23 protein-coding genes and 1 pseudogene are annotated in these 24,227 nt (G+C 51.1%); 22 read left to right on the top strand and 2 right to left on the bottom strand.

The window, feature by feature from the left end:
• Positions 1–234, top strand: a pseudogene (locus GE107_RS24830) (hypothetical protein); the annotation flags it as partial.
• 189 nt (positions 235–423) lie between these two features.
• Positions 424–693: a hypothetical protein gene (locus GE107_RS24835; RefSeq protein WP_219644251.1), complete on the top strand. Its 270-nt coding sequence runs from the start codon at positions 424–426 to the stop codon at positions 691–693.
• 119 nt (positions 694–812) lie between these two features.
• Here GE107_RS24835 and GE107_RS24840 read toward each other — a convergent pair whose 3' ends face one another.
• Entirely contained in the window at positions 813–995 is a 183-nt protein-coding gene (locus GE107_RS24840) for a hypothetical protein (protein WP_219644253.1), read from the bottom strand.
• A 393-nt stretch (positions 996–1,388) separates the two neighbouring features.
• Here GE107_RS24840 and GE107_RS24845 point away from each other — a divergent pair, with 393 nt between their 5' ends.
• The 6 genes from GE107_RS24845 to GE107_RS27330 all read left to right on the top strand — a co-directional run bounded on the left by GE107_RS24845 (position 1,389) and on the right by GE107_RS27330 (position 7,889).
• On the top strand, positions 1,389–2,729 hold the full coding sequence (locus tag GE107_RS24845; RefSeq protein WP_255570851.1) for a sugar ABC transporter substrate-binding protein: 1,341 nt from the start codon (positions 1,389–1,391) through the stop codon (positions 2,727–2,729).
• 87 nt (positions 2,730–2,816) lie between these two features.
• The gene (locus tag GE107_RS24850; protein WP_219644255.1) at positions 2,817–3,710 is read left to right on the top strand and encodes a carbohydrate ABC transporter permease; all 894 of its coding nucleotides are present in this window, start codon (positions 2,817–2,819) and stop codon (positions 3,708–3,710) included.
• A gap of 15 nt (positions 3,711–3,725) precedes the next feature.
• Positions 3,726–4,556, top strand: coding sequence for a carbohydrate ABC transporter permease (locus GE107_RS24855; protein ID WP_219644257.1), 831 nt, complete (start codon positions 3,726–3,728; stop codon positions 4,554–4,556).
• 4 nt (positions 4,557–4,560) lie between these two features.
• Positions 4,561–6,420: a GH32 C-terminal domain-containing protein gene (locus tag GE107_RS24860; RefSeq protein ID WP_219644258.1), complete on the top strand. Its 1,860-nt coding sequence runs from the start codon at positions 4,561–4,563 to the stop codon at positions 6,418–6,420.
• 143 nt (positions 6,421–6,563) lie between these two features.
• Positions 6,564–7,574, top strand: a complete 1,011-nt coding sequence (locus GE107_RS24865; protein ID WP_219644260.1) for a hypothetical protein — start codon at positions 6,564–6,566, stop codon at positions 7,572–7,574.
• A gap of 30 nt (positions 7,575–7,604) precedes the next feature.
• Positions 7,605–7,889, top strand: a complete 285-nt coding sequence (locus tag GE107_RS27330) for an acyl carrier protein (RefSeq protein ID WP_219644261.1) — start codon at positions 7,605–7,607, stop codon at positions 7,887–7,889.
• Here the strand turns inward: GE107_RS27330 and GE107_RS24875 are convergent.
• On the bottom strand, positions 7,855–8,706 hold the full coding sequence (locus GE107_RS24875; RefSeq protein WP_219644262.1) for a PIG-L deacetylase family protein: 852 nt from the start codon (positions 8,704–8,706) through the stop codon (positions 7,855–7,857). The two genes, GE107_RS27330 and GE107_RS24875, sit on opposite strands and share 35 nt — an antisense overlap.
• Before the next feature lie 113 nt (positions 8,707–8,819).
• On the opposite strand from GE107_RS24875, the gene GE107_RS24880 reads away from it, so the two are divergent.
• From GE107_RS24880 to GE107_RS24945, 14 genes are all read left to right on the top strand, one after another.
• Entirely contained in the window at positions 8,820–9,068 is a 249-nt protein-coding gene (locus GE107_RS24880) for a phosphopantetheine-binding protein (RefSeq protein ID WP_219644264.1), read from the top strand.
• Positions 9,061–10,386, top strand: a complete 1,326-nt coding sequence (locus GE107_RS24885) for an ATP-grasp domain-containing protein (protein ID WP_219644266.1) — start codon at positions 9,061–9,063, stop codon at positions 10,384–10,386. The genes GE107_RS24880 and GE107_RS24885 overlap by 8 nt, the downstream gene beginning before the upstream one ends.
• On the top strand, positions 10,379–11,494 hold the full coding sequence (locus GE107_RS24890) for a glycosyltransferase family protein (RefSeq protein ID WP_219644268.1): 1,116 nt from the start codon (positions 10,379–10,381) through the stop codon (positions 11,492–11,494). The genes GE107_RS24885 and GE107_RS24890 overlap by 8 nt, the downstream gene beginning before the upstream one ends.
• Positions 11,463–12,632 (top strand): radical SAM protein, encoded by a 1,170-nt coding sequence (locus GE107_RS24895; RefSeq protein ID WP_219644270.1) that lies wholly within the window; start codon positions 11,463–11,465, stop codon positions 12,630–12,632. The genes GE107_RS24890 and GE107_RS24895 overlap by 32 nt, the downstream gene beginning before the upstream one ends.
• A 34-nt stretch (positions 12,633–12,666) precedes the next feature.
• Positions 12,667–13,656 (top strand): ABC transporter ATP-binding protein, encoded by a 990-nt coding sequence (locus GE107_RS24900; protein WP_219644272.1) that lies wholly within the window; start codon positions 12,667–12,669, stop codon positions 13,654–13,656.
• Positions 13,653–14,468 carry an ABC transporter permease gene (locus GE107_RS24905; protein WP_219644274.1) on the top strand — a complete coding sequence of 272 codons (816 nt, stop codon included), beginning with the start codon at positions 13,653–13,655 and terminating at the stop codon, positions 14,466–14,468. The genes GE107_RS24900 and GE107_RS24905 overlap by 4 nt, the downstream gene beginning before the upstream one ends.
• Before the next feature lie 102 nt (positions 14,469–14,570).
• Positions 14,571–15,284 (top strand): ABC transporter permease, encoded by a 714-nt coding sequence (locus GE107_RS24910; protein WP_370636527.1) that lies wholly within the window; start codon positions 14,571–14,573, stop codon positions 15,282–15,284.
• A 20-nt stretch (positions 15,285–15,304) separates the two neighbouring features.
• A complete protein-coding gene (locus tag GE107_RS24915) occupies positions 15,305–16,231 on the top strand; it encodes a methyltransferase domain-containing protein (RefSeq protein ID WP_219644278.1) in 927 nt (308 codons plus the stop codon).
• A 51-nt stretch (positions 16,232–16,282) separates the two neighbouring features.
• Entirely contained in the window at positions 16,283–17,236 is a 954-nt protein-coding gene (locus GE107_RS24920; RefSeq protein WP_219644281.1) for a class I SAM-dependent methyltransferase, read from the top strand.
• Positions 17,229–18,176 carry a 3-oxoacyl-[acyl-carrier-protein] synthase III C-terminal domain-containing protein gene (locus GE107_RS24925; protein ID WP_219644282.1) on the top strand — a complete coding sequence of 316 codons (948 nt, stop codon included), beginning with the start codon at positions 17,229–17,231 and terminating at the stop codon, positions 18,174–18,176. The genes GE107_RS24920 and GE107_RS24925 overlap by 8 nt, the downstream gene beginning before the upstream one ends.
• A gap of 12 nt (positions 18,177–18,188) precedes the next feature.
• A complete protein-coding gene (locus tag GE107_RS24930) occupies positions 18,189–18,824 on the top strand; it encodes a hypothetical protein (protein ID WP_219644284.1) in 636 nt (211 codons plus the stop codon).
• Between the two features lie 506 nt (positions 18,825–19,330).
• Positions 19,331–20,629, top strand: coding sequence for an ABC transporter substrate-binding protein (locus tag GE107_RS24935; RefSeq protein ID WP_370636528.1), 1,299 nt, complete (start codon positions 19,331–19,333; stop codon positions 20,627–20,629).
• Positions 20,630–20,720: 91 nt separating this feature from the next.
• On the top strand, positions 20,721–22,502 hold the full coding sequence (locus GE107_RS24940) for a cache domain-containing sensor histidine kinase (protein ID WP_219644286.1): 1,782 nt from the start codon (positions 20,721–20,723) through the stop codon (positions 22,500–22,502).
• Complete coding sequence (locus GE107_RS24945; RefSeq protein WP_370636529.1) at positions 22,499–24,118, top strand: response regulator; 1,620 nt, start codon at positions 22,499–22,501, stop codon at positions 24,116–24,118. Before GE107_RS24940 ends, GE107_RS24945 begins: the two co-directional genes overlap by 4 nt.
• Positions 24,119–24,227 lie beyond the last annotated feature (109 nt).

A 24,227-nucleotide genomic window follows, 5' to 3' on the forward strand; every position in this document is an offset into this window, starting at 1 on the left:
CAGGGCGGCTCAATCAGTGTTTTGCTAAGCAACCTGTACCTACACTACGTGCTGGATCTATGGTTTGAGAAAGCTATCAAGCCGCGGCTTAGGGGCGAGGCCTACCTCATTCGGTATATCGATGATTTCATCGTCTGTTTTCAGTACCGAAGTGAGCCATCCGATTTCAGGAAGCGCTCCGGAATCGACTCCACAAGTTTAAGCTGGAGCTTGAACCGAGCAAAACCAGATTGATTGAGTTTGGGCGATTTGCAAGCAGGCACAGCAAGGCCAAAGGAAAAGGAAAGATCGGATACACTGTACTTTCTAGGCTTCACGCATTACTGTACACGAAACCGACAAGGGAACTTCATGGTGGGCAGAAAGACGGAGAAGAAGCGACTAAAGCGAAGCATTGGGAACGTGCAGGAAACGATGAGAAGAATGCAGCATGAAGCGGTTGAGACACAGGCGATAAAGATAAACCAGATGCTGCAGGGCCATTATGCTTACTACGGAATGGCTGGCAACATGAGGTGCCTGAGCAAAGTCTATGCTGCTACCGTCACCTTCTGGCGGAAGGTGCTGAGCAGGCGAAGTCAGAAAAGCTATGTAACCTGGGAAGAATACCGCCACATTCGCACATTATTTCCCCTTAAGCGACCGAAACTCTTCATCCCCTACAATCGATTGAAGACCTACGCTATGCTGTGAATCCATTTCTGAAGAGCCCGGTGCGGGAAATCCGCACGCCGGGTTCTGTGGGGGTTCGGGCCACCAGTTGGATGGCCCTTCTACCCGGAGTCGGGGGCTAGCCACCCCCTCTTACCCGATTATCGAATTTTAAATTGCGATATGCCGACTTTTAGTTCACGCGATGCGGCATCCAGCTTTTCGGACAAACGAACCATGCCTTCACTGATGCTCAACTGCTCGTTACTGAGCGACGCAACTTCCTCGGACGATGCCGACGATTCCTCGGCGACGGCACTCACATTCATCATCGCATCAGCCAATACCGCCTACGTCCGGTCAAGCTGGCTAATCGAACCCGTCACGAGTTCAAGTTTCTCGATAGCTCAATAAGCCGCCTCTTCTACGATTATCGTAAAAATCAACATCAGGATTTAACATAGCCTTGCGTAAAAGAGCGCACATCAACGGAAGTGACAACGACCACGGCAAAAGTTGATGCGGGATACCGAGCTGAAGCTTATCCACTTTGCCAGCTTGTCGGTTTTTCCAATTCAAGCTACTTCAGCACGGCTAGCAGCTCAAAAAACGGAACACTTGAAACCTGTGCGCGTTCTAAAGATTTTGAAAGTCATTCCCCAAAGAAAGCGAAATTATATTCGGTAATAAACCGTTATATTAATTTTGCAAGCTAAATATGAGAAGGGGTGCTGTAATTGAAACGATTTTTTGTTTTGATGCTAGCAGCGGTTATGATCTTGACCTTGGCGGCCGCATGCTCCAAATCCGGCGGGGAGCAAGCGCCAGCCAGTTCCAATCAGCCGCAAGAGGAACAAAGCTCGCCGAAGGCCGAAACCGTTACGCTGAAGTTTTGGCGTCCAAGCGGCAATGATCAGGAGAACGGCGCTATTGACAAGCTGATCGCAAACTTTGAAGCCGCAAACCCAGGTATCAAGGTGGAGCTTGAGAATATTCCGTTTGATAATTACGAAACGAAGATCCGCACCGCCCTGGCGGGAAATAATGCGGCAGATATCATTGCGATCGATGCGCCGACCATGCCTTCTTACGTGAGTGCCGGCGCGTTGTACGATCTAACTTCGTTTATGGAAGCGGACGCGAACCTGAGCGATATTCCGGACGGTATTGTAGAGTCAATGAAATACAATGGGAAAATCTATCTCGCCCCTATCAACGAAGCGAATATAGCCATGTTTTACAACAAAAAAATGTTTGAAGCCAAAGGGATTCCGCTGCCATCCAAAAATGTGGATGAAGCTTGGACCTGGGACCAGGTTCTGGACGCTGCCAAGAAATTGAACGATCCGGCGGCCGGCGTAGTCGGTATTGATCCTGCCGACGGTTTTGGCGGCGGAGAAGGTCCGGCTTATTTCAAAACGCCGATTCTGTGGCAGTTTGGAGCCGAAGTGCTGAGTCCTGACGGAAGCACGGCCAAGGGCTATCTGGATTCGAATGAGGCCAAAGAGGCGCTTCGCTTCTATCAATCGCTGTATCAGGGATCCAAGGTGGCGTCGTTAGAATTGCCGCCGGATCCGTTCCCGACTGGCAAATTAGCGATTTCTGTAAACGGGATATGGGCGCTGGGTCACTTTAAAAATAACTTCCCTGATTTCAAATTGGGCGAGGACTGGGACATCGCCCCGCTGCCGAAGATGAAGCGGCAGGCGATGGCCAACGGAAGCTGGACTTTCGGCATCACCGCGAATTCCAAGCACCCGCAAGAAGCTTGGAAATTCATTAACTACATGACAAACACGGAAGGTGCAAAAATTTATGCGGAAATGACCGGGGTTATGCCGGTTCGCTATTCGGTCGTCGACCAGATTCCGGCGATGAAAGAATATCCGTACACCGTATTTGTCGGGCAGACTCAGAAGTTCAGCAGACCGCGCCCGGTAACGCCTGCATATCCTGCGGTTAGCGCGGCGATCCGCGAGCTGTTTGCGGATGTCGGGCAAGGCAACCGGGATGTTGACGCCGCGGCTGCGGATGCCGTGAAAAAGATTGACACTGCGCTCAAAAGCTTGAAAAAGTAACACTGACCCGAAGGCTGCGATGGGAGGGCTCCCTCCCATCGCTTTTCTTTCGAAACCGAACAAATCATCCGAAAGGAGATCACGCCGATGGCTTTGGGCAAATCGTATTCGCTTCGCAAAAGCGATGAGCGAACGGGCATTATCTTCATATTGCCCGCCTTTATCTTGCTTGTTGTATTTGTATTCATCCCGATGTCGAAAGCGTTTTATTACAGTCTCCATGATTATATGCTGGTCAGCGGCAGTAAATCGTTCGTCGGATTAAAAAATTATTCGGCGCTGTTGCAGGATGCGAAGTTTGTGAACAGCATCAAGCATACGTTTTATTTTGCCGTTATCGTCATTCCCGTCCAAACGGCGATTGCGCTTGGATTGGCGCTGCTGATCAAACCTCAGCACAGATACACCGGTTTTTTCCGTACCGCTTTTTTTGTTCCTGTTGTCATATCAACCGCGGTGGCCGGCACGGTCTTTAAGCTGATTTACAACAAAGATTACGGATTGCTGAATGCGTTGCTCAGCGCAGTCGGCGTACCCAAGATCAGCTTGCTCTCCAATCCGGATATCGCGATGAACGGCGTCATTATTCTGGGGATATGGAAAGCCGTGGGCTTTTTCATGATCATATACCTCGCCGGCTTGAACAATATCCCGCAGGACCTGTATGAATCGGCGAGAGTAGACGGCGCAACGAAGATCAAGCAGTTTGTCTACATCACACTGCCTCTTCTGAAGAGAACGACGGCCTTTATCATTATTATTACTACGATCGACGCTATCAAACTTTCGGGACTTGTATTTGTATTGACGTCAGGCGGTCCCAACTCCTCTACGGAAACGATTGTCTATTTTATTTTTCAGACCGCGTTTGAACAAATGCAGATGGGCTATGCGTCCGCGGCGGCCTTCATTCTATTTTTCATGATCCTGATTATATCGGTCGTTCAAATGTTCTCCTTGCGGTCAAAAGTAAATTATTAGAAAGGATGAAGGCTGATGCTTCGGATCATTCATTTTCTTGGGATGACGATAATTGCGGTTGTTTGCCTTCTGCCGATTATTTGGATGATCCTCGGATCCATGCGTTCCTATCAGGAGTTAATTCAGAACGCTGGCCATTTGAGCTTAAATACCTTAGTCCCTGTAGAGTGGACTTTGAAAAACTTTACGGATGTCATTTTCGATGATCAACATCCATTTCTGCGGTATGTATTCAATACACTGTTTGTGGCTGCCACGGTGACCTTGCTTGTCCTGCTTATTAATTCCCTGGCGGCCTTCGCGTTTGCAAAGTTGAGCTTTCGTGGTAGCGCCGCGATATTTGTCCTTTTCATGAGCGCCTTGATCATTCCCGGGGAAGTCATGCTTGTGCCCAACTACATGCTGGTCAACAACCTGGGCTGGCTAAACTCGTTTAAGGCTTTGATTATTCCATCTACATTGTCCGTTTTCGGCATCTTCATGTTGAAACAGTTTTTTGAAGAAATTCCGACTGAAATCCTGGAGTCCGCGCGTCTGGACGGCGCATCCTGGCTGCAGATTTACCGGGCGATCGTGCTGCCTGCATCCGTGCCTGCCCTGATCACGCTTGGCATCATCACCTTTCTGGGGAACTGGGATGGGTATCTATGGCCGCTGGTCGTGATTAATGATGACAAGCTGCAGCTGATTCAAGTCGCTATTGCGAACTTCACGTCCATATCGGGCACCGAATGGACGAAAGTGCTCGCTGCGAATACGATCGCGACCGTACCGATTCTGATTCTGTTCCTTATTTTGCAACGCTATTATGTGCAGGGCATCACCATGTCCGGTGTCAAGGGGTAGTAGTATGAGGAAGAACTCGTTGATTTTAACGGCCGGGGTTGCCGCTGCCGTACTTATCGGGTTTGGAGCAACGATTTTGATGACAGGACGCGGTACATCGACATTCTCGGAAGATGGATCGGGGTTCCCATATTCGAGCGATCCGAATTATTATACGGAACTTTACCGTCCCCAATATCATTTGTCGCCACCCTACGGCAATATGAGCGATCCGAACGGCATGGTTTATTTTGAGGGCGAGTACCATCAGTTTTATCAAAACAGCGGGCAATGGGGACATGCGGTCAGCAGGGATCTCATTCATTGGGAGCATCTTCCCGTTGCACTTGTACGGGATTCGCTCGGTGAGATATGGTCTGGCAGTGCGGTGGTTGACCGGGAGGATACGAGCGGATTTTTCGATGGCAAAGAAGGCCTCGTCGCGATCTTTACGCATTTTAAAGGCGGCGTCCAATCTCAGAGCATTGCCTATAGTAAAGATAAGGGCAGAACGTGGACCAAATATGTGGGAAATCCAGTCATTCCGAACCCCGGACTGAAGGATTTCAGGGACCCAAAAGTTTTCTGGCACAAGCCAAGCAAATCATGGGTGATGGTCGTCGCTGTTGATAACCGCGTCCGCTTTTATACGTCGCCCGATCTGAAGGCATGGAGGATGGCCAGCGAGTTCGGGAGCGATCAAGGCTCGCACGCGGCGGTCTGGGAGTGCCCTGATTTGTTCGAGCTGCCTTTGGAGGGCACCAAAGAAAAGAGGTGGGTGCTGACCGTGAGCATTGGCAGCAATGAGGCGACCAAAGGTTCGACTGCACAATACTTCGTAGGGTCTTTCGACGGCACAACGTTTACAAATGACAACAAGCCTTCTGACGTGCTGTGGACGGATTATGGAAAGGATTTCTATGCCGCCGTATCCTATTCCGATATTCCGGCCAATGACGGCCGCCGCATCTGGTTGGGCTGGATGTCCAACTGGCGCTATCCGTTCGCGATGCCAACCGAACCATGGAAAGGGAATATGTCGATCCCCCGTGAGCTGAAGCTTAGACAGGTGGAGGGTCAAGGCTTGCGAATGATTCAACAACCGATTGAGGAGCTGCAGTCGCTGCGGGGCAAGGAAGTGGTACTGCCTGAGCAGTTGGTGGTCAAAGGCCATAACCCGTTTGCGGGTATTAAAGGTACGTCATATGAATTGGAAACGGAATTGACAGTTACGCCGAATGCGAAATTTACATTTAATCTGAGACAGGGAGACCGCCAGGCGACCCGTGTAAGCTATGACGCCAGTACCGGGCAGCTTACCGTCGATCGTACGCAATCGGGCGTAGCCTCGTTTGAGAAAGACTTCCCGGAAACAATGTCCGCGCCGGTAAGGCTGAACGGGAACAAGTTGAAGCTGCGGTTCTTTGTCGATGAATCCAGCGCTGAGCTGTTCGCGAACGACGGTGAAACCGTATTTTCCAACCTCATATTTCCGGACCCGACAAGCAGCGGTCTGGAGCTAACCGCGGAGGAAGGCGGCGTGACGCTGAATGAGGCTCACTACTATCCGATGCGATCGGTTTGGCGCGATGAAGACCCGGATGGTTTGAAGCCGCTTCGAATTGTGTTTGGCAAGGACTCGCTGGATGTACCTGTGGATGAAAGCCGGAAGATGACAGCCAACGTCCTGCCGTACAACTCCCCCCAGCAGATCAATTGGGAAATTAGCGATGCTGCAATCGCGGCTGTTGAAACGGCGGAAGACGGCGTTATCGTGAAAGGGCTGATGCCGGGATCAGCTGAGGTCAAAGCGACAAGTATAGACGGCAATGTGATTGCGACTTTCAACATCTTTGTCTACGACAATGAAAGAAAGGGAGGATAGGAGACTGGCGAAGCCATGCCGAATAAGCCTTCAATACCGGAAGGCTTCGCTTCTGGCACTCAGCATCATTATTTGATATTGTCATCGTAGAATCTCCGAACGAAGCATGTGATCGGGGATTTTTTTAATGGGAGGGGAATAATATGCGTGCCAAGCGATTGCCGATGAAGTATCCGATCGTCACCTCCTGGCAGTGGCAGGCGAACTCGTTTGCCATTTTGGCCAATTATCCGCAAACGGAACCATGGATCATGAGTCATTTCATTCAGCTTGAGCTCACCATGAACGAAGGCAAATCTTTTGTGGACTTTTACCGCACTCCGACCTTCGAGTTTTGTCCGTGGCTGTTCCATCAGCGTTTGAAACGTGAAACCGTTCGGTATTTCAACGAAGATATTTGTTCGTTCATCATGGATTGCATAGACATGAACAACTATGTATACGGCGTGTTCGTTCAATCGTTTATTCTTGAAATCGGCGAATTCTTCTCCCACGATATGTTTATCTACGGGTACGACGAACATAAACGCATTTTCCATGTGGCCGATTTTACGTTCAAGGGCACTGGCGCTTACTCGTTTGCAGAAGTGTCGTTCGACCAACTCGAGAAGGCATATCATGACATTGACGAGAGCAGGGATTGGTTGTTTACGTGGAAGGGGGGACTCTCCTTGATCAGCTTCGACGGGAGAAGCAATTATGCCTTCAACATGGGCCATGTCGTCGAGCAGTTCCAGGGATTTCTAACCGGCAGCAACGCCTTCGAAAAAAGCAGGGAATTAACCTACGAGACCCCTCCTTGCGTCTTCGGGCTGGAGGTGTACGGGAAGCTGCTCGAAGACCTCGAAAAAATCCGTGCGGGGTGTATGGAAGCGGACTATAAACCTTTTCATGTGATTTTCGATCATAAGTCGCTGATGCTGGAACGGATTGACTATATGGACAGGCATAGATATTTGCAGGAAGCTTCGACGATCCGGGACCAATATCAATCGATCGCGAACGACGCATTGCTGGCTCGCAATCTCATCGTGAAATATACGTTGTCGAACAATGGCGAGATAATCGACAAAGTATTCGAAAAAATAAGAGAAATTCAAAAGTCCGAAAAAGAAATAATCGAAAGAATATTGGATCGGCTTGTGGCAAAATAATCCAAGAAGATGAGAAACGGAGGGGGAATCGTGACCATAAGGAATGAGCCGCTGAAGCGAATCGTGCGCCTGATCGAACGGAATATGGCATCGGACCAAGACTCTAATCTTGCTCAGGTAACGGCGGATACACCGTTACTCGACGTTTGGCAAAGGATGGATTCGATGCAGGTCATCACGCTGGTCATCGAGCTGGAGAGCGAGTACGGTCTGTCGCTGCCGGATGAGCTATTGGGGAACATGACCGGCAGCCAAGTGACGGTAGGCGACCTCGCCGCCTTTATTCTTGAAGGCCGGACGAAGGCGCAAGCGTAACCAGCGGCACCGCGTCAGGCGCACCCGCAGCATGCAGTCTGAAAGCGTAATGTTGGCGATCAAGTCCAAGACGAGACGGATGGAACGAACGAGAATGACGCATCATTTGCTTCATCATGCTTATTTTCGAGTTCCACAACAGGCCGATCTGGGAAGGGTACTGCAAGATCGCGGCTATTTTCATTTTCAGGCATGAGCGGGGCAACGTGATATGTGTGGAATGAAGATCTTGCGCGAGATCCGTTTCCCAACCCGGATCGTTGCGAAAACACAAGTAGGGCAGGTCTTCGTAGTAGATCAAGCTAGAAATGCCCCTTGCATCGAGCGCCTCGACGTGTTTTTCGACGGCATGGCGGACGATGCCATGATCCACATGCCTTCCAATGGCGAGCGGAACGAATATTTTTTCGTAAGCGTTTGGATTTACCCTCCTGTTTAAGACAGCCGTCACCTCCTGTATAACCTCATGTTCGGCATGATAATCGGTTCGGAAGATGTCCGTTAACTTGTTGTAAACGGGATTCCCTTCATTATTCTTTCGATAGATGCATTCCAACAGATCCAGATGGAGCCAATCCGCGCCAAGCCGTTTGCAAGCCAGACGATCCTCTTCCCGGCGCGAGTCCATGGCATTCAAACCCAGCCCGATTTTTTTGTGAATAATTCGCGCGAGCAAGGACAGTTCCGTGCCGGCACCCGTAAAGACAGTCGCGACGGTTACGCGGCTGCCGCTCCGAACAAGAGCGTCGATATAGTCTCCGCAGGAAATGACAGCATCGTCCAGATGCGGGGAAACGAACAGGTAGCGGCGGTTCATATGAGGCCTCCGTTTCGCTTTGTATTACAAATATATAACTATTATATCATTAAATGGGTATTTTGGCTTGCCTTTTTATCTGCATCCCTATTCCCGTTGGAGAGGTGTTAAGCATGTTTGAAAAAATCAAAGCGATTATCGCGACCGTATGTGAGAACGATTCGCTTCGCGAGACGCTGACGCCGAGCAGCGACTTGATTAACGATGTAGGTTTGGATTCACTGCAAATGATCACGTTTATTCTTGGCGTCGAAGAAGCGTTCGGCATCGAGATCGCTTATGAAGATTTGGATCTTTCTTGCCTGCTGTCGATCGAGGCTTTCATGGATTACTTGAATGGGTTGGAGAAAAAAATTGTCTAGCATGCTGCTGGCCGGTACGTTTGATTCGGAGTCTTACTGGAGAGATGAAAAGTGCAGCAAGCTGCCCGCCATACCGGACAAGGAACGTTCGCGCATCGTCATGGCAATGGATGAGCTGATGGCCCCCTTGTGCAGCAGGAATGACACCCTGCTGACGCGGTTTCCGATGGAGGAAGCGCACAAGAACTATCTGGCAAGCATCGGTTTTCCATTTGCTCATATCTGCTCCGGAACGTCCGGGGAGCACCCGAATCTCTTTCGCGTCCTAGGGGAAGGGAAAGACACGGACGACCGCCTGAAGAAGTTTGGAAGGATGTCCCCATATTCGGTTGTGCCGTACGTTCATGAGGTCATGACCAAATACGGATACGCGAACAAGCTGCCCTCGCTGGAGTCCGTAAAACGGGTGAATTCAAAGATGTATTCGGCCCGGTTGTCCGAACGGCTGCTCGGAACCTCCTACAGCAAGCCGGTGTATAGCGCGCAACAATTGCAGGAGTCCGCTCATTCCTTGTTTGAGCTTCATGGCTCGGTGTTGGTGAAAGACCCGTTCGGTGTTTCCGGGAAAGGTAATATCCTTCTTCAGACGGGGGGTTCGCTGGAAAGGTTCGTATCGTATATCCGGAAGCAGGAGGCGGAAGGCGCGAACACTTCCTTGCTTGTCGAGCCTTTTTTCGCCGTCGAACGCGACTTTTCGTGCCAGTTTGAGATCGCAGTAGACGGTGCATACCGGCTCGTCGGCCTGCAGCAGATGCTGAACAAGCAGTTCGCGTATGCAGGATCGGAAACGATGGAAGGAGCGGACATTCAAGCGTTGGAGTCCGCGGGCTACTTCGCCGTAATGGAACAAGTTGCTTCGAGTCTTTATTTGGATGGCTATTTCGGCCACGTGTGCGTCGATTCGATGGTTTTATGGGGCGGGACCTTGGTGCCGATCGTGGAAATCAACGCGCGAAAATCGATGGGTCTGATCAACCATAAATTGGATCAAACGCTGGCGTGCGACGGTAAGAAAGGTTTTTTTACGTTTCGCTCTGTCGGCTGCCGCCATCGCTTTGATTACGGAATGTGGCTTCAGGAGCTCAAACATCGGGGTATCTTGTACCCGAATCATCAAGGGGAAGGGATTCTCCTTCTCTCCTCCGCGACGTTGTTCGCGGGTTTCGACGAAGCCCGGATCCCGGAAGCCGCAAACGGCAAGCCGGTCAAGGGCAGGCTTTACATGTCGGTCGTTGCCGGCGATTCAACCGGGAGAAAGAGATTGCTCGATCGTCTTCAAGAAAGCTTCGTTCAGTTAGGGGGAATGTGGTATGGCTAATCTTCCGAAGCCCCCGATCACACTCCTCGGTTCGGGCAACTCGCTGGGCGTGTACGTGCCTGCCGTGCAGGTAAGCTCGAACCTGAGCCGGCGCGGAATTCCGAATGAAATCTGCGTGCTGGAAAACACCTATTTCGAGGCGATCAAGGAGAAGGTCCCCGCTTACCGCAAAGCCTTTCATCACCATTTCGCGCTCGCCCGGAAAAGCGCCGAATGGGCGCGCGACATCGCGGATTGCTTGGATCCGGTTAAAGTGACCCGGCTGCTGGAGCAATGGGGACGGGAGCGGCGGACTTGTTTTATCGCGTTCACGGGGTTTTGGATACCGATTCTGGAGCAGTACGAACGGCAAGCGGACGGACTTCGGTTGGAAATCGACATGCTCCATCTCGACGCCGTCCTCTCCCCTTCTTATCTTGTTTACGGGGAGAGAACCCGTCCATATCGTCATGTCTGGTTCTATGACCTGCAGGGAGAACGGTTTACCCTGCAAATCCCGATCACCGAGGAGGCGCCGGTCCCGTTTCGCGATCGGGAAGAGCGTTATATCGCTCATGGCGGTGGATGGGGGATCGGAACGTATGCGCGGGCGGTTCAGGAGCTGTTGGATGCGGGCAAACAACTCGATGTGCTCGCCTATTATGACGAGGATATCAAGCCGCATGAACAAATACGCTATTTCAGGAACGATCCGGAATGGAGTCCCTGGATCAAGGACGGGCAAGGCCGGTATCCATTCCCGCCGCTTGCGCGGATCGATCATGGAGAGAAGCCCGTATATCTCAACCGAGAGTCGAACCCTCTGCTGTTCGATGTCATTCGCAACGCTGCCGCCATTATCAGCAAACCGGGCGGCTATTCTTTAATGGAGTCGTTCGCGGCCGCGACGCCTTTCGTCTTTCTTGAACCCTTCGGCCGGCATGAGGCCGCCAATGCCGACTACTGGATCGCGCAGGGATTCGGCATCGCGTATGCGGATTGGAAATCCGAAGGGTTCCGGGCGGATATTCTGGAACGCTTGCACGATAATCTTATGCGCGCGCGGGAGCGCTGCAATCACTATGGAGGTGTCAGCCATGCAGCCGAAAACGACACGGAAGTTCGATGAGCGTGTGTTTAACGATTTGAAGCGAACGATTATGAATATGTCGCGCGCCAGCCGCCTCAGGGCGATCGACAGCCGATATGCGATGGAGGTTCCCGAGGATATCGGCATTAAGCTGAACAATGGGTGCAATCTCCGTTGCAAACATTGCTACGAATGGAATGCCGATGGCTTTCACTGGGAGATGTCCAAGGAGGAACAGGGGAAGGAAATCGACATCGCTTTGGTCGAGAAGGTTCTTGCTTTTACGTCGGAAAAGAAGTCGAAGATCTATCTTTGGGGAGGGGAACCGCTCTATTACAGCAAGTTCGATCAACTTGCCGGCCTTTTGGAGAAAGACCCGCGCACGACCACGATCTGCACGAACGCCATCTTGCTTGAACAGAACCTGGACTCCCTGTTGAAGATAGGGGAAGGACTCGTCGTTCTCGTCAGTTTGGAGGGATTCGAGGAAGAGAACGATGCCATTCGGGGAAAAGGAACCTACAAGAAGGTCGTCAAAGCGGTGGAATGCCTGCTCGATCTTCAAAAGCGGAACATTTTCAAGGGCAAAGTTTCCATTAGCCTGACCATGAACGATCTGATGATTCCAAAGCTGTTCGATTTTATGGCGCACTTCGAAAAGTTGGGCGTCGATTCCGTGTATTTCGTATATCCGTGGTATATATCCCCGGAAGCGGCGGCGGACATGGACGACTTCTACATTCGGGAATTCAACTGGCTGGATCCCATCCAGCAAGGCCGCTGCAGTTGGCATTCTTTCACTTTCCGCATCGCCGAGGAGAATATTGAATCGCTGAAACGCGAGGTTCGCCGAATCTCCGAGCACACCTGGAGCAGCCGTATCCGGTTCATGCCGGCATTGGAACAGGATGAAATCGAGGACTTCGTCAAAGGCATTCAGAAAACGGGGATGAATCGAAAGGAATGCTTGGCCATTTCGACGCGTATGGATGTTCTGCCGAGCGGCAACGTCACGCCGTGCAAGTTCTTTCCCGAAATGGCGGTCGGTAACCTGAGCGAGGCAAGCGTTAAGGATGTATGGCATGGCGAAGCTTACAGCAAGCACCGCGAGGTGCTGTCCTGCGGACTCATGCCGGTCTGTTCGCGTTGCGGACTGCTCTATCATTACGGTCGTTAACTATGAAAGAAATAGACGCGGGAGGATTCGGCGATTGGAAGCGATCAGAGTGGAGCGGCTAGCCAAAGATTTTACCTATTATACGAAAGAAGTCGGCATCAAGCATTCTCTCAAAAACCTCTTCTACCGTAAAACCTTGATCAAAAACGCGGTCAAAGAGATCTCCTTTTCCATTGAGAAGGGAGAGATGGTGGCTTTTCTGGGGCCGAACGGCGCCGGCAAAACAACGACGCTGAAGATGCTTTCCGGCATCTTGTTTCCGACAAGCGGGGAACTGTCCGTCCTGGGCTTCAGGCCCTATGAACGGAAAAAGGAGTTCAAGAAGCAGTTCGCGATCGTCATGGGACAGAAGAGTCAGCTGTGGACAGACTTGCCTGCCGCCGAATCCATCCTGCTGAATAAGTACATTTACCAAGTGGACGACCGACAATACGAGCAGACGATGGAAGAACTAGTAGATCTGCTTGACGTAAGGCAAATCCTGAATGTGCAAGTCAGACGTCTCTCGCTTGGCGAACGGATGAAGATGGAGCTGATCGCGGCGCTTGTCCATAAGCCGAAGCTGCTGTTTCTGGATGAACCGACGATCGGGCTTGATATCGTCACCCAAAGGAAAGTGCGCGAGTTTCTAAAGTACTATAACGCGTATCATCGCACGACGATTATTCTGACGAGCCACTATATGAAGGATATTGAGGATTTGTGCAAGCGGACACTCATTATCAATGAGGGGAATCTCGTCTACGACGGAGACTTGAAGCGAATCGACGATGTGTTGAACGAGACCAAAATCATCAGGTTGAAGTTCGCGGAACACGTGGTTCCTGAAAGGCTGCAGCCTTTCGGAGTGGTCCGGGAGGCGAACGGCTATCAGGCAACGCTTGAAATCGCGAAGGATCGGATTCGCCCGGCTTCACGTGATTTATTGTCCGTTTTTCCGATCGAAGACATCACGATCGAAGACATCCCGATCGAGGAAGTCGTCGTCTCGTTGTATAGAAGGGACCAGCAGGTGCCGGTATGAGCCAGAGCCAGTACCCGAAATATTTACGCGTATTCAAGCTTGGCGTTCAATCGTCGATGGAGTATCGGACGGATTTTGCGTTCTCTTTGATCAGCGCATTCTTTCCCATACTGATTCAATACTATATTTGGTCATCGGTATACGGCAGATCCGAGTCTTCGCAGTTTTTCGGTTACAGTTACGGCGAGATGATTCTCTACACGATCGTGGCGGCCATCGTGACCAAGATCGTCACGACGGACATGGCTCATGCGATCGCCTCGGAGATCAAGGATGGGGCTTTAAGCAAGTATCTGATTCAGCCTGTCAGTTATTTCGGCTTGAAACTGTTTACGATGCTTGGGCAGAAATTGTTTTTTTTCTCGGTGATGCTGCTGGTCATGTTCCTTACGCTCATTTATTTTTCCGACGCGTTCGGGATTCGGATTTCTTTCGTCACCTTGCTTTTTTTTATCCTTTCCATGGTGTTGTCTTTGCTGCTGAACTTCTTCATTTCGTATACGATTGCGGCAATTGCGTTCAAACTCTCGGAAATCTCGTATTTTTTCGAAATGACCGGCTTGTTCGTCATTATATTGAGCGGGGGAGTATTCCCGATCGAGGTCTTCGGTTCGACTTTGAACGAGGTACTGGACTGCCTGCCGTTTAAGTACACGATTTATTTCCCTTCGAATGTCATTAACGGAAGGTTGACGATGGAGGAGATCCTTAACGGGTTGCTCATGCAGCTCTTCTGGCTAACCGCTATGTACCTGATCTCTCGAGCCGCGTGGCGCGCGGGACTAAGAAAGTATCTCGGGTTGGGGGGATAGCTGTTGGAGAGCAGGCTCGGTAATTTTAAAAACTATCTAGTCATTTATTGGCTTTTCATTAAGAACTGCTTTATCGCGCAGTTGGAGTACCGTACGAATTTCGTGCTAGGTATCGCAGTCGAAATCGCTTATTTATTTTCAAAGCTGTTGTATGTTGTCGTCGTTTACCAGACGGACCTGCATATCGGATCCATTGGCCCGGACGGCATTCTGATGTTCGTCGGCACCTACACGATGATGACGGGCTTCTATGCAGGTTTGTTCTTCCCCAACTTTGTTCGCGTCTCCGAGTATATCCGTTCGGGCGCGCTCGACTTGCTGATGGTAAAGCCGGTATCGCTGCAGTTTTTAGTGACGCTCCGTTATATCGATCTCGGAATGCCGATTCCGAATCTCATCGCCGGCGGGACGATGGTGGCGATCGGCTGGAGGGCGCTTGATATTCCCGTCACCGCATACCATCTGACTGTGTTCGTGTTTTATTTGATAATGGCTTTGACAATCACGTACAGCTTGATGTTTATTCCTGCGCTGCTATCCTTCTGGTTCGTCAATACGGGAGGGCTGGCCGGTATTTTCTACGCGATCTGGGATGCCAACAATATGCCGATGCCGATCTATTCGCGGCTTATTCAGAGGATTGGAGTCTATGTGCTGCCCTTTCTCGTGATCACGAATTTTGCGCCCATGATGGTTATGGACCGGCTTACTCCCACCCAAGCCACCTGGGGGGTATGCGTGTCGATTCTATTGCTCGTGTTCGTCCGATTATTGTGGAATAAAGCGATTCGTAACTACAGCAGCGCTAGCGGCTGAGTTGTATGGGGGGAAAACCGATGAAGACGAAATGGACATTATCCGGCATTGACCTTGTCTGTCCAAGCTGCAAAGGCAGTCTGAGCGATTCGGAAGCAAGCTTGGATTGCGAAGGCTGCGGCCAACGCTACGAGAAGGCGGAAGGCATTCCCGTGATGTTGTCAAAATCCGATCCGTCGGCGGCGCGAAAGGAAGAGATACAAACGATCTTCACCTCCATTAACCAAGTGTTGGAGAATAAAGGGTTGTCCCGGTTTTCAACCTTCGTGAACTGGGGCTATGCGCCGCTTGATGAGGAGGAGGGGAGTTCAAGACCTGGCGCCATCAACCAAAGCTCCATTCGGCTGCTGCAGGAAATCATCGGCGATCACGATCTTGCGAATCTTGATGTTCTGGAGATTGGTTGCGGGAGGGGCGGCAACATTAACGCGCTGTGCAGGAGCTTCGGTCCCCGAAGCGTGGTCGGCCTCGATCTTACCCCATCGAACATCGTGTTTTGCGAGCGAAACAACCGATTTGACCATGCGCACTTTTGCGTCGGCGACGCGGAAGAGCTGCCAATCGGCTCGGGCTCGTGCGATGTTGTGCTGAATATCGAGTCTTCGCATCTGTATCCGAATATAGGGCGCTTCTATGAAGAAGTGTACCGGGTGCTCAAGCCGGGCGGTCTATTCCTCTATGCCGACGTTCTAAACGCGCCTGAGTTTGAGGTCAACGAAGCGGAATTGCATCGGCTTGGCTTCCGTATGACACTCAGCCGCGACATTACGCCCAATGTGCTTCGCTCCGGCGACGCATCGCTTAGGAGCCGGATTCATGCGCTTGACGGTACATTCGGGAACGACGACGGCACGCTGGAATGGTTGGAAGCGCCCGGCACGCAGAACCACAAGGATATGATGGACGGCAGAAGGCTGTTCAAGATTCTACACTTTGTCAAAGGTTGACGCGGGAGGATCCGGTTCGGGTTCAATCCCTATATGCAGGAGGGTCTATCCATGAGTTTACGGTGGCCGCCAGTCGGAATAGCTTTAGTATGTCCCCGCTGCAAGCATCGGCTGGAGGAAACGGAAGTGCAGCTGCAGTGTCTCGTTTGCGCTGCCCGCTATGAGGTTCTTGCAAGCGGCGCGCCTTGCCTTCTGTCCGTCTCGCCGGAGCGGGAGAACGGGGCAGCCGCGCGCAAAGACGAGGTCAAGCGCATGTTCACCGCTTTTCATCAGGCTCTGGAGGAGAACGGCTTGTCCCGTTTCTGCAAGTTTATCAATTGGGGTTATGCCGCTGAGGAAGATACGGCTTCCGTCCTGACGGCGGGCGTCAATCACAACTCGATCCGCTTGTTGAAGGAGATCTTAAACGGCCTGGATCTAACCGGCATGGATATATTGGAAGTAGCATGCGGGAGAGGCGGCAACGTCCGCGAACTTTTCAAGAGCTGGAGCCCGCGCAGCGTGGTGGGCCTTGATTTGACAGAGGCGAACATTGCGTTCTGTCAGACGAACAACAGGCATCCTCACTCTTATTTCTTCGTGGGAGACGCAGAGGAGCTTCCGATCGGTACGGAGTGCTGCGATATCGTGCTGAATGTTGAATCGTCCGATCTTTATCCGCACATTGATTCCTTTTACATGGAGGTCTACCGGGTATTGAAGCCGGGCGGCATGTTCGTCTATGCTGACGACTTGGCGGCAGAGAAGTTCGAGGAAGGAGAGCGTTATTTGCGCAATCTGGGCTTTGAGCTTCAGCAATCGCGCGACATTACGGATAACGCCCTTCGTTCAAGCGATCTTGCTTTGCGGAATCGGTTGGCCGCGTTCGGCGGGTCCGACCGAATGAACGAAGAGATCATAAGTACGATGGGCGTTCCGGGAACGCCCATATACGACGACATGCGAAGCGGGAAGCGCAAGTACAAGATCTTGCATTTTCGCAAGCCAGCGAGTCACGATGCGTGATCCTTTATTCTCGATTATTGATCATTCGGTCTATATTCCGCATTCTCGCATCACGACCGAGGACGCGATCCGACAGGTGAAGGATGACGGCATCGATTTTTGGATGAGCGAATCCGCCTATCGCGGCAATGGTTTTGAGCTTGTTCCCGTCGAGCAGTCGCTTAGTCTGGAGCAGATGATCGGCGCGGCATGCACTCCGATTCTGAGCCGGGCATCGCAAAGGGAGATTCGGATTGCGGCGATCATTTTCGCTTGCGTGACGAATCGAGATCAATCGGATCGCCATTTGTTTGCAAGCTTGGTTGGCCATTTCGGTCTGGAACAGGTTCCCGTTATTCCATTGGAGGAATACGGCTGCTCGACCGTGCATTTGTCGTTCCGCCTGGCAGAAGCTTTTTTTGCGGCGTGTCGAGGGGGAGATGAGGCCATTCTGTTCGTTACCGCCGACAAAGCGAAGGCTTCGAACCACCGGAGCGATTCATACATGATTTATGGCGACGGTGCCAGCGCGGCTTTATACCAGAAGCGTCATGGCGAGGGTCAACAAGTGTTCACTACGAGGATGAAAGTCGACGGACTCCTTTACGACGCTGCACCGGAGCGGATCAAGTTATATTTTTCAACCTTTTACCTGGGAATCCGGCAGGTAGTGAGGACGGTGCTTGGCGATTGCGGCATGGGTATTCGCGACATCGCACTTATTTTCTGCACGAATCTGGGACTGCAGACGTGGAACACTTTTGCTCAAGTACTAGGCTTTCCTTTGGAAAAGTTTTATGCGCAGACACTGTCAGAGGAAGGGCATATCCACAATACCGATATTTTGCACAACATCGATCATGCGGTCAAGAACGGTTTCCTGAAGCGAGGCGATTATTATTTAACGGTAACCGTTGGCTTCGGGGGTTATTATGGATGTTCATTGCATCGGTATGATTAGGAAGTGGTCGATTTGAACAAAACGGAAATGTATATCTCAATCCATTATGCGGAAGCGTTCATAAGCGATCGGAGGCAACCGTTATGGGAGCGGATCGTTCAGTTATTGAGCGCGGATATGCAGCGCGTAAAAGAAATAGACCTGCTATGTTATTGTCACCAAACGAATCCCGATCCTGGCATGATCGGGTGCTCCAAGATAAGAAACGAGTTAAACCTGACCGGCGTCTTTCCGCTCGTTGTCGGCCAGTCGGGCTCTCTCTCGTTCACGAATATATTAACGATACTGAACTGGCTTTTTGCCTGCGGCTCGCATCGTCGGGCGCTATGCGTAATCGCCGATTCCCGATTGAAAGCGATTGGAGCGGAAACAAACTCCTATCTGACTCAAATATCCATTGTCTGTGTAACCGAAGAGCATGGCGATTACAAAATCGAGGATCATCGGAAGGACAAAGGAAGTCAGCGCACGTGCCTGACAGACTCGGCCGCCGAACCGTTCCTGCAATTGTATAGGCAAGAAAAGAATCGGGCCATTGATGAAAACGAACAGATCACGCTTCATTTCGAAGCGGGAGAATTCGGCAGAAGCGAATTGAAGCTCCGCAGAATGTCCTTTTCATCCTTCAACGGTAGATTAGAAAACTGAAAAAAAGTAAAAGGAGGGCGAAAGTTCTCCTTTTACTTTTTTTACATATACAGACAGTTATTTTCGCTAAAGCATTGAGAACTTCTGTACTTGGAAAAAACTCCGCTTAACGCGGCCGTGCATCTTCGAAGATGGCACGATAGTTGGCAGTTTGCAGGAGTAATCGCCTCAGATGGTGCTGTGCGCACCATATTTTGCAGTTTGTTGATGTAATCGCCTCAAATGATGCTGTCTGCACCATCCGGGCCGTTTTTTTCTTTGTCAGAGGACGGCGCAGCCGTTTTAATTAAGCTCCCCACTAGACATTGGACTGTCAAGAAGTTGAAAATAATTGAGGGTTAAACAAAAGTGGAGAATGTACTCTCTACTCCGATAAGTTTCGACATGTGATATAATCCTAACAAACGTCTTGGAACCGATTTCATTCCAACACGTGATGACTTGCATTAGATCCACCGATGGAGGTTGTCTTAGTGATAAACAGATTCTTAACGGTTGCGCTTGTCGTGCTTCTTGCAGCGGCAATGATCACAGGTTGCTCTTCGACAGATGGCGATAAGTTGTCAGAGCCTTCAGAGGTTGCGGATAAGCCGCCCGTGGAAGATCGCATCACGCTTACATTCTGGAGAAACTCGGGTAACGACGCAGAAAATGCTGCTTATGATCAGCTTGTGGCCGGGTTTATGAAGAAGTATCCGGAAATTAAGGTGGAGATGACTCCCATTCCCTATTCGGATTATGACACCAAACTGCGCACCTCGATTGCTTCGGGAAACCCGCCGGATATTATGGCGATCGATGCGCCCAACATGGCTTCCTACGCGGAAGCGAAAGCGCTGTATCCGCTAACGTCGTATTTCAAGTCGGACGGCAATATAACGGATATTCCGGCATCGACGTTATCAACCTATACGTACAAGAACGAAATTTATATGGCGCCGCTTACGGAATCTTCGATCGCTCTGTTCTACAACAAAAAGATGTTCGAAGCCAAAGGGATTCCGCTGCCTTCTAAAGATCCGGAACAACCTATGACTTGGGAACAAGTGCTGGATGCCGCAAAAAAACTGACGGATCCCGAAAGCGGGGTTTACGGAATCGACCCCGCGCAAGGGTTCCAGAATGCGGGAGCAACGGCTTACTTCAAGTACCCGATCATCTGGCAGTTCGGCGGGGAGGTCATGAGTTCCGACGGAAAAACATCCAAAGGGTATCTGGATTCACCAGAAACGAAAAAGGCGCTGCAGTTTTACTCAGACCTGTACAACAAGCATAAAGTTTCGGCACTTGAATATCCTCCGGACCCGTTTCCTAACGGGAAAGTGGCAATGACGGTCGACGGTTCCTGGTCATTGTCTTATTATGCGGCTCATTTTCCCGATTTTAAATTGGGGGAAGACTACGACATCGCGCCACTGCCGAAGGGAGTCAGGCAGGCCGTCGCAAACGGGAGCTGGGCGTATGCCATCTCCTCCAGGAGCAAGAACCCGGACGCAGCCTGGAAGTTCGTCAACTATGTCACTGGCTATGAGGGTTCCAAGACGTATGTTTCGATCACGAAGGACATCCCTGTACGATATTCCGTAGCCAAGGAAATCGTTGAACTGAACGACTATCCGAAAAATATTTTCGTCATCCAAAATCGGAAGTTCGGGCGCTCCCGCCCGATTACGCCGATCTTCCCCCAAATGTCCGAAGCGGTTAAAAAGATGTTTGAGGAAGTGGTGATCGGCAAACGCAGCATCGATCATGCCACGGCTGATGCGATCCAGAAAATCGAGGAGGCATCTGTTGAATCATATTAAAAGAAGCGACCTGACGATAATAGAATTTTTTCCTTCGCCCAACCTTTAAAATAAATTCGAAAGGAAGTTGAAGTCGTATTGAGGTGATGGTGTGTTCTATTCGCTGCGAAGCCGATTGATGCTCATCTTTTCCATTCTGCTCATCGTTCCGCTTGTGACGCTCATTGTCGTGATCAGCCGCGAGTCTTCCAAACTCATTCAGAGCTCGATCGAGACATCGACCTCCCAAACGATCGATCAATTCGCTTCGCACGTCACCACGCTGCTTACGCAAGTCGAGGATATCGGCACCCAAATCATGAGCAACCGGATTACCCAAGATTGGGTGGCCGCGGAGCTCAAAGCCTCTTCAACGATCGAGGAGCGTGTACTCGCCAAGCAGCATCTGCGGGAATTTTTCTCTTCTTTTGCGGTCAACAATTCCAACCAGATTACGATCAGCGCGTTCACAGACAAATCAGGGGGAGTGTGGACGCAAGATCGCACCTATCTGAAGAGTGAATGGTACCGCCAATTCCAGCTTGGGAAAACACGCTGGACCTATTCTCACAAAGACGGGGATCAGTCTGACGAGATCATGATGCAACGGGAGATCAACAGCTTTCTGATTCCGCTCGTTCATCTTCAGTCCTTGCGCGAGATCGGTTTTGTCAAAATCAACTATCCGACAGCCGTGTTGAAGGATGCAATCGAAAAAATCCGCTTCGGGAATACCGGTCGGGTATTTCTGCTTTCGAGCAATGGAGCGAGCGTGCTCAATCAGAGTCTCGCAGGCAGCGAGGGGGTAATCCGGTCCGGACTGTCCGACCTGGCGGAACAAACGCAAAGCGGATTGCGGGGCGTGTTCTCCGAAAAGCAGGACGGACAGAACTTCCTGTTCTTCTACCGTAAACTGCCGGACCAGGATTGGATCATCCTCGGAGCTGTGCCGGAACGTGAACTCTATCAAAAAATCGATGTGATCAGACGCACGATGCTGCTGTTCAGTTTGTTGCTTCTGCTCATCGTCATTGTTGCCGCTTTCCGATTGTCGCACGGCATAACCAGACCGCTAAGCGCCATGGCCAAAGCGATGAAGCACGTGGAAAAAAGCGAGTTCTCGAAAGCGATCGGCCTTATACCGCAGGTGCGTAACGGGCACAGCGAGGTAGGTTTCGTCACCCGTGTGTTTGACCGCATGACCCACCGTCTTCAATATCTCATCGAGACGGAATATGAAACGAATCTCAGGCGCAAAAATGCGGAGTACAAAGCGCTTCTGCTTCAGATCAATCCGCACTTCTATTACAATTCACTGGAGCTCATCAGCGGTTTGGCTGCCACGAAACGGGAAGATCTGGTCATGGATGCGACGGAGGCGCTGGGCAAAATGATGAGGTATTCCTTGGATCTTCATAGCGATACGGTTCCTCTCAAGGAAGAACTGGCATACATGCGTGATTATTTGTTCATCCTAATGCATCGATATGGGGACAGTCTGGACGTCGCGATTCAGGAGGATCCGTCTGCAAACGATCTGTTGATCACCAAATTCATTCTGCAGCCGTTAATCGAGAACGCCGTAAAGTACAGCTTGGAGAGAGATGGCTTTGCCGTGGTCAGAGTGAAAACCGCACTTGATGATCACTCTCTTCTTCTTACCGTCATGGATAACGGAATCGGCATGAACCCGGCTCTGGTGGAAGAACTGATGTCTGTGGCGAGGGGATCCGATTCGGCCGCGATACTGGACACGGAAGGTAAAAGCATCGGCCTGCGCAACGTTCTTTCGCGTTGTCGATTGATGTATGGGGAAATTTTCCGGCTGGAGCTCGAATCGCGTCCGAATGAGGGGACAGCCATTACGTTGAGGCTTCCCGTGATTAGGGGGTGACTGCAATCTATTCCGTCATGATTGTCGATGATGAAGTGGGCGTTCGTACCAGCATTAAGGCGAAGATCAACTGGGAAGCCGCCGGTTTTCAGATTGTTCTGGAGGCGAGCAATGGCGAGGAAGCGCTGCGGCTTCTGGGAGAGCATCCCCTGCCCGATCTGATCATATCGGATATCCGCATGCCGGTGATGGATGGAATTGCTTTCATGCAAGCCTGCAAAGAAGCGTATCCTCACATCCGAACGGTCGTTTTGTCCGGTTACTCGGATTTCGAATACATGAAGTCGGCCATCCGGTTCGGCGTGAAGGATTACCTGCTTAAGCCCGTCGTTCGAAGCGAATTGGCCGAATTGATGGCCAAGATCGCGGCGGAGCTGGAAGAAGACCGGCACCGGAACCAGGAAAAGCAGCGGGATCTCAAGAAGAGCGAGGAGCTTGTCCGAGTGGCACAGGAGCAGCTGTTGCTGCAACTGGTGAAGAGCGAATGGCTCAGCTTGCCTGCGGTGAAGGAAAGGCTTCATCAATTGCAAATGTCCGCTCTGGCGGCGGATGATTTGCAAGCGCAGTTCGTCACCGTGGAGATGAGGGTGCCGACGGGAAGGCTGGAAGCATGGAGCGAGCGCAAGGATTTGCTGAATCTTGCCTTTCAGCTCCTCGGCAGGGAAACCGCGCTCAAATGGAACCACATTTACTGTTTCCCGGACGTCAGTCAACCCTCCATGATTTTCTTCCTGGTGCGCCTTGACGGATCAAGGACGGGCAGCGGGTTCACGGATCGGTTCGTCCGCGAGTTGAAGCGGGATATCAAGCGGTATCTTCGGCTCCATTGCGTCGTTGGAATCGGCGAACGGATCCATGGGCTGAAACAGTTGAAGAACGGATATGCATCAAGTATGCTAGCTTGGAGCCAAGGCACCGTCGAGGAGGGGCATGCCGATGGTGCTCGCCGGACGATGGATTTGACGAACGCTTTCACACCGGAAACGGAGCGCAAGCTCGTCCATGCGCTGGAGAGCCTGGATATGCGGTCGTTCAGCCAACACCTTCAGAAGGTGTTCACGGCGGACCGGGACACGCCGATGTTTGCGTTCACCTTCCTTACTTTTCGGATCATTCTGCTGTTGTATGCCATTGTCCAGAAGTTCGAAGCGGGGGATTCCCTGAAGCAATACCTCTGGAACTGCCAGATGACGGTGAGGAGTCACGAATCCCGCGAGCAGGTGCTGGAACAGCTGCACGAATTGGCGCAATTGGTCATGGACGAGGTGAGGAAAACCCGTTTTTCCAACGGGCAGCAGCTGGGGGAAGCGATACGCATTTACGTGGACGAACACTACTCTTATGAATTGACGCTGTCTTTCCTGGCCGAGATGTTTCATCTGAACGAAACGTATTTATCCGGGCTGTTCAAGCAAACGGCCGGTATGACCTTCAGCGACTACGTAACGAAGCTGAGGCTGACGAAAGCCGCTCGGCTGCTCGAGGAGAATGAGCTGAAGTTGACGGATATCGCTACGCTTGTCGGCTATTCTAGCTCCAGTTATTTCAGCACCGCATTCAAGAAGTTTTACGGCATAAGTCCCAAAGAATACCGGGACAAGTGCGCGCGATCATAAGTTTGTTCTTTCCCCGGGGGGTTCCCGGGTTTTTTTTCGTTGCGGCACGAAAATATTGAAAATGTGAAACCGAACAGATTGAAATCTTTTGTCCGGCGAGTTCGGTAAC

The sequence above is a fragment of the Cohnella sp. CFH 77786 genome (assembly GCF_019400745.1).
Classification (GTDB): Bacteria; Bacillota; Bacilli; order Paenibacillales; family Paenibacillaceae; genus Cohnella.

Coding starts and splice junctions, on each gene's coding strand:
- GE107_RS24835 (WP_219644251.1), top strand. CDS start 424: ATGCAGCATGAAGCGGTTGAGACACAGGCGATAAAGATAAACCAGATG.
- GE107_RS24850 (WP_219644255.1), top strand. CDS start 2,817: ATGGCTTTGGGCAAATCGTATTCGCTTCGCAAAAGCGATGAGCGAACG.
- GE107_RS24855 (WP_219644257.1), top strand. CDS start 3,726: ATGCTTCGGATCATTCATTTTCTTGGGATGACGATAATTGCGGTTGTT.
- GE107_RS24860 (WP_219644258.1), top strand. CDS start 4,561: ATGAGGAAGAACTCGTTGATTTTAACGGCCGGGGTTGCCGCTGCCGTA.
- GE107_RS24865 (WP_219644260.1), top strand. CDS start 6,564: ATGCGTGCCAAGCGATTGCCGATGAAGTATCCGATCGTCACCTCCTGG.
- GE107_RS24875 (WP_219644262.1), bottom strand. CDS start 8,706: ATGAACCGCCGCTACCTGTTCGTTTCCCCGCATCTGGACGATGCTGTC.
- GE107_RS24880 (WP_219644264.1), top strand. CDS start 8,820: ATGTTTGAAAAAATCAAAGCGATTATCGCGACCGTATGTGAGAACGAT.
- GE107_RS24890 (WP_219644268.1), top strand. CDS start 10,379: ATGGCTAATCTTCCGAAGCCCCCGATCACACTCCTCGGTTCGGGCAAC.
- GE107_RS24895 (WP_219644270.1), top strand. CDS start 11,463: ATGCAGCCGAAAACGACACGGAAGTTCGATGAGCGTGTGTTTAACGAT.
- GE107_RS24905 (WP_219644274.1), top strand. CDS start 13,653: ATGAGCCAGAGCCAGTACCCGAAATATTTACGCGTATTCAAGCTTGGC.
- GE107_RS24915 (WP_219644278.1), top strand. CDS start 15,305: ATGAAGACGAAATGGACATTATCCGGCATTGACCTTGTCTGTCCAAGC.
- GE107_RS24920 (WP_219644281.1), top strand. CDS start 16,283: ATGAGTTTACGGTGGCCGCCAGTCGGAATAGCTTTAGTATGTCCCCGC.
- GE107_RS24925 (WP_219644282.1), top strand. CDS start 17,229: ATGCGTGATCCTTTATTCTCGATTATTGATCATTCGGTCTATATTCCG.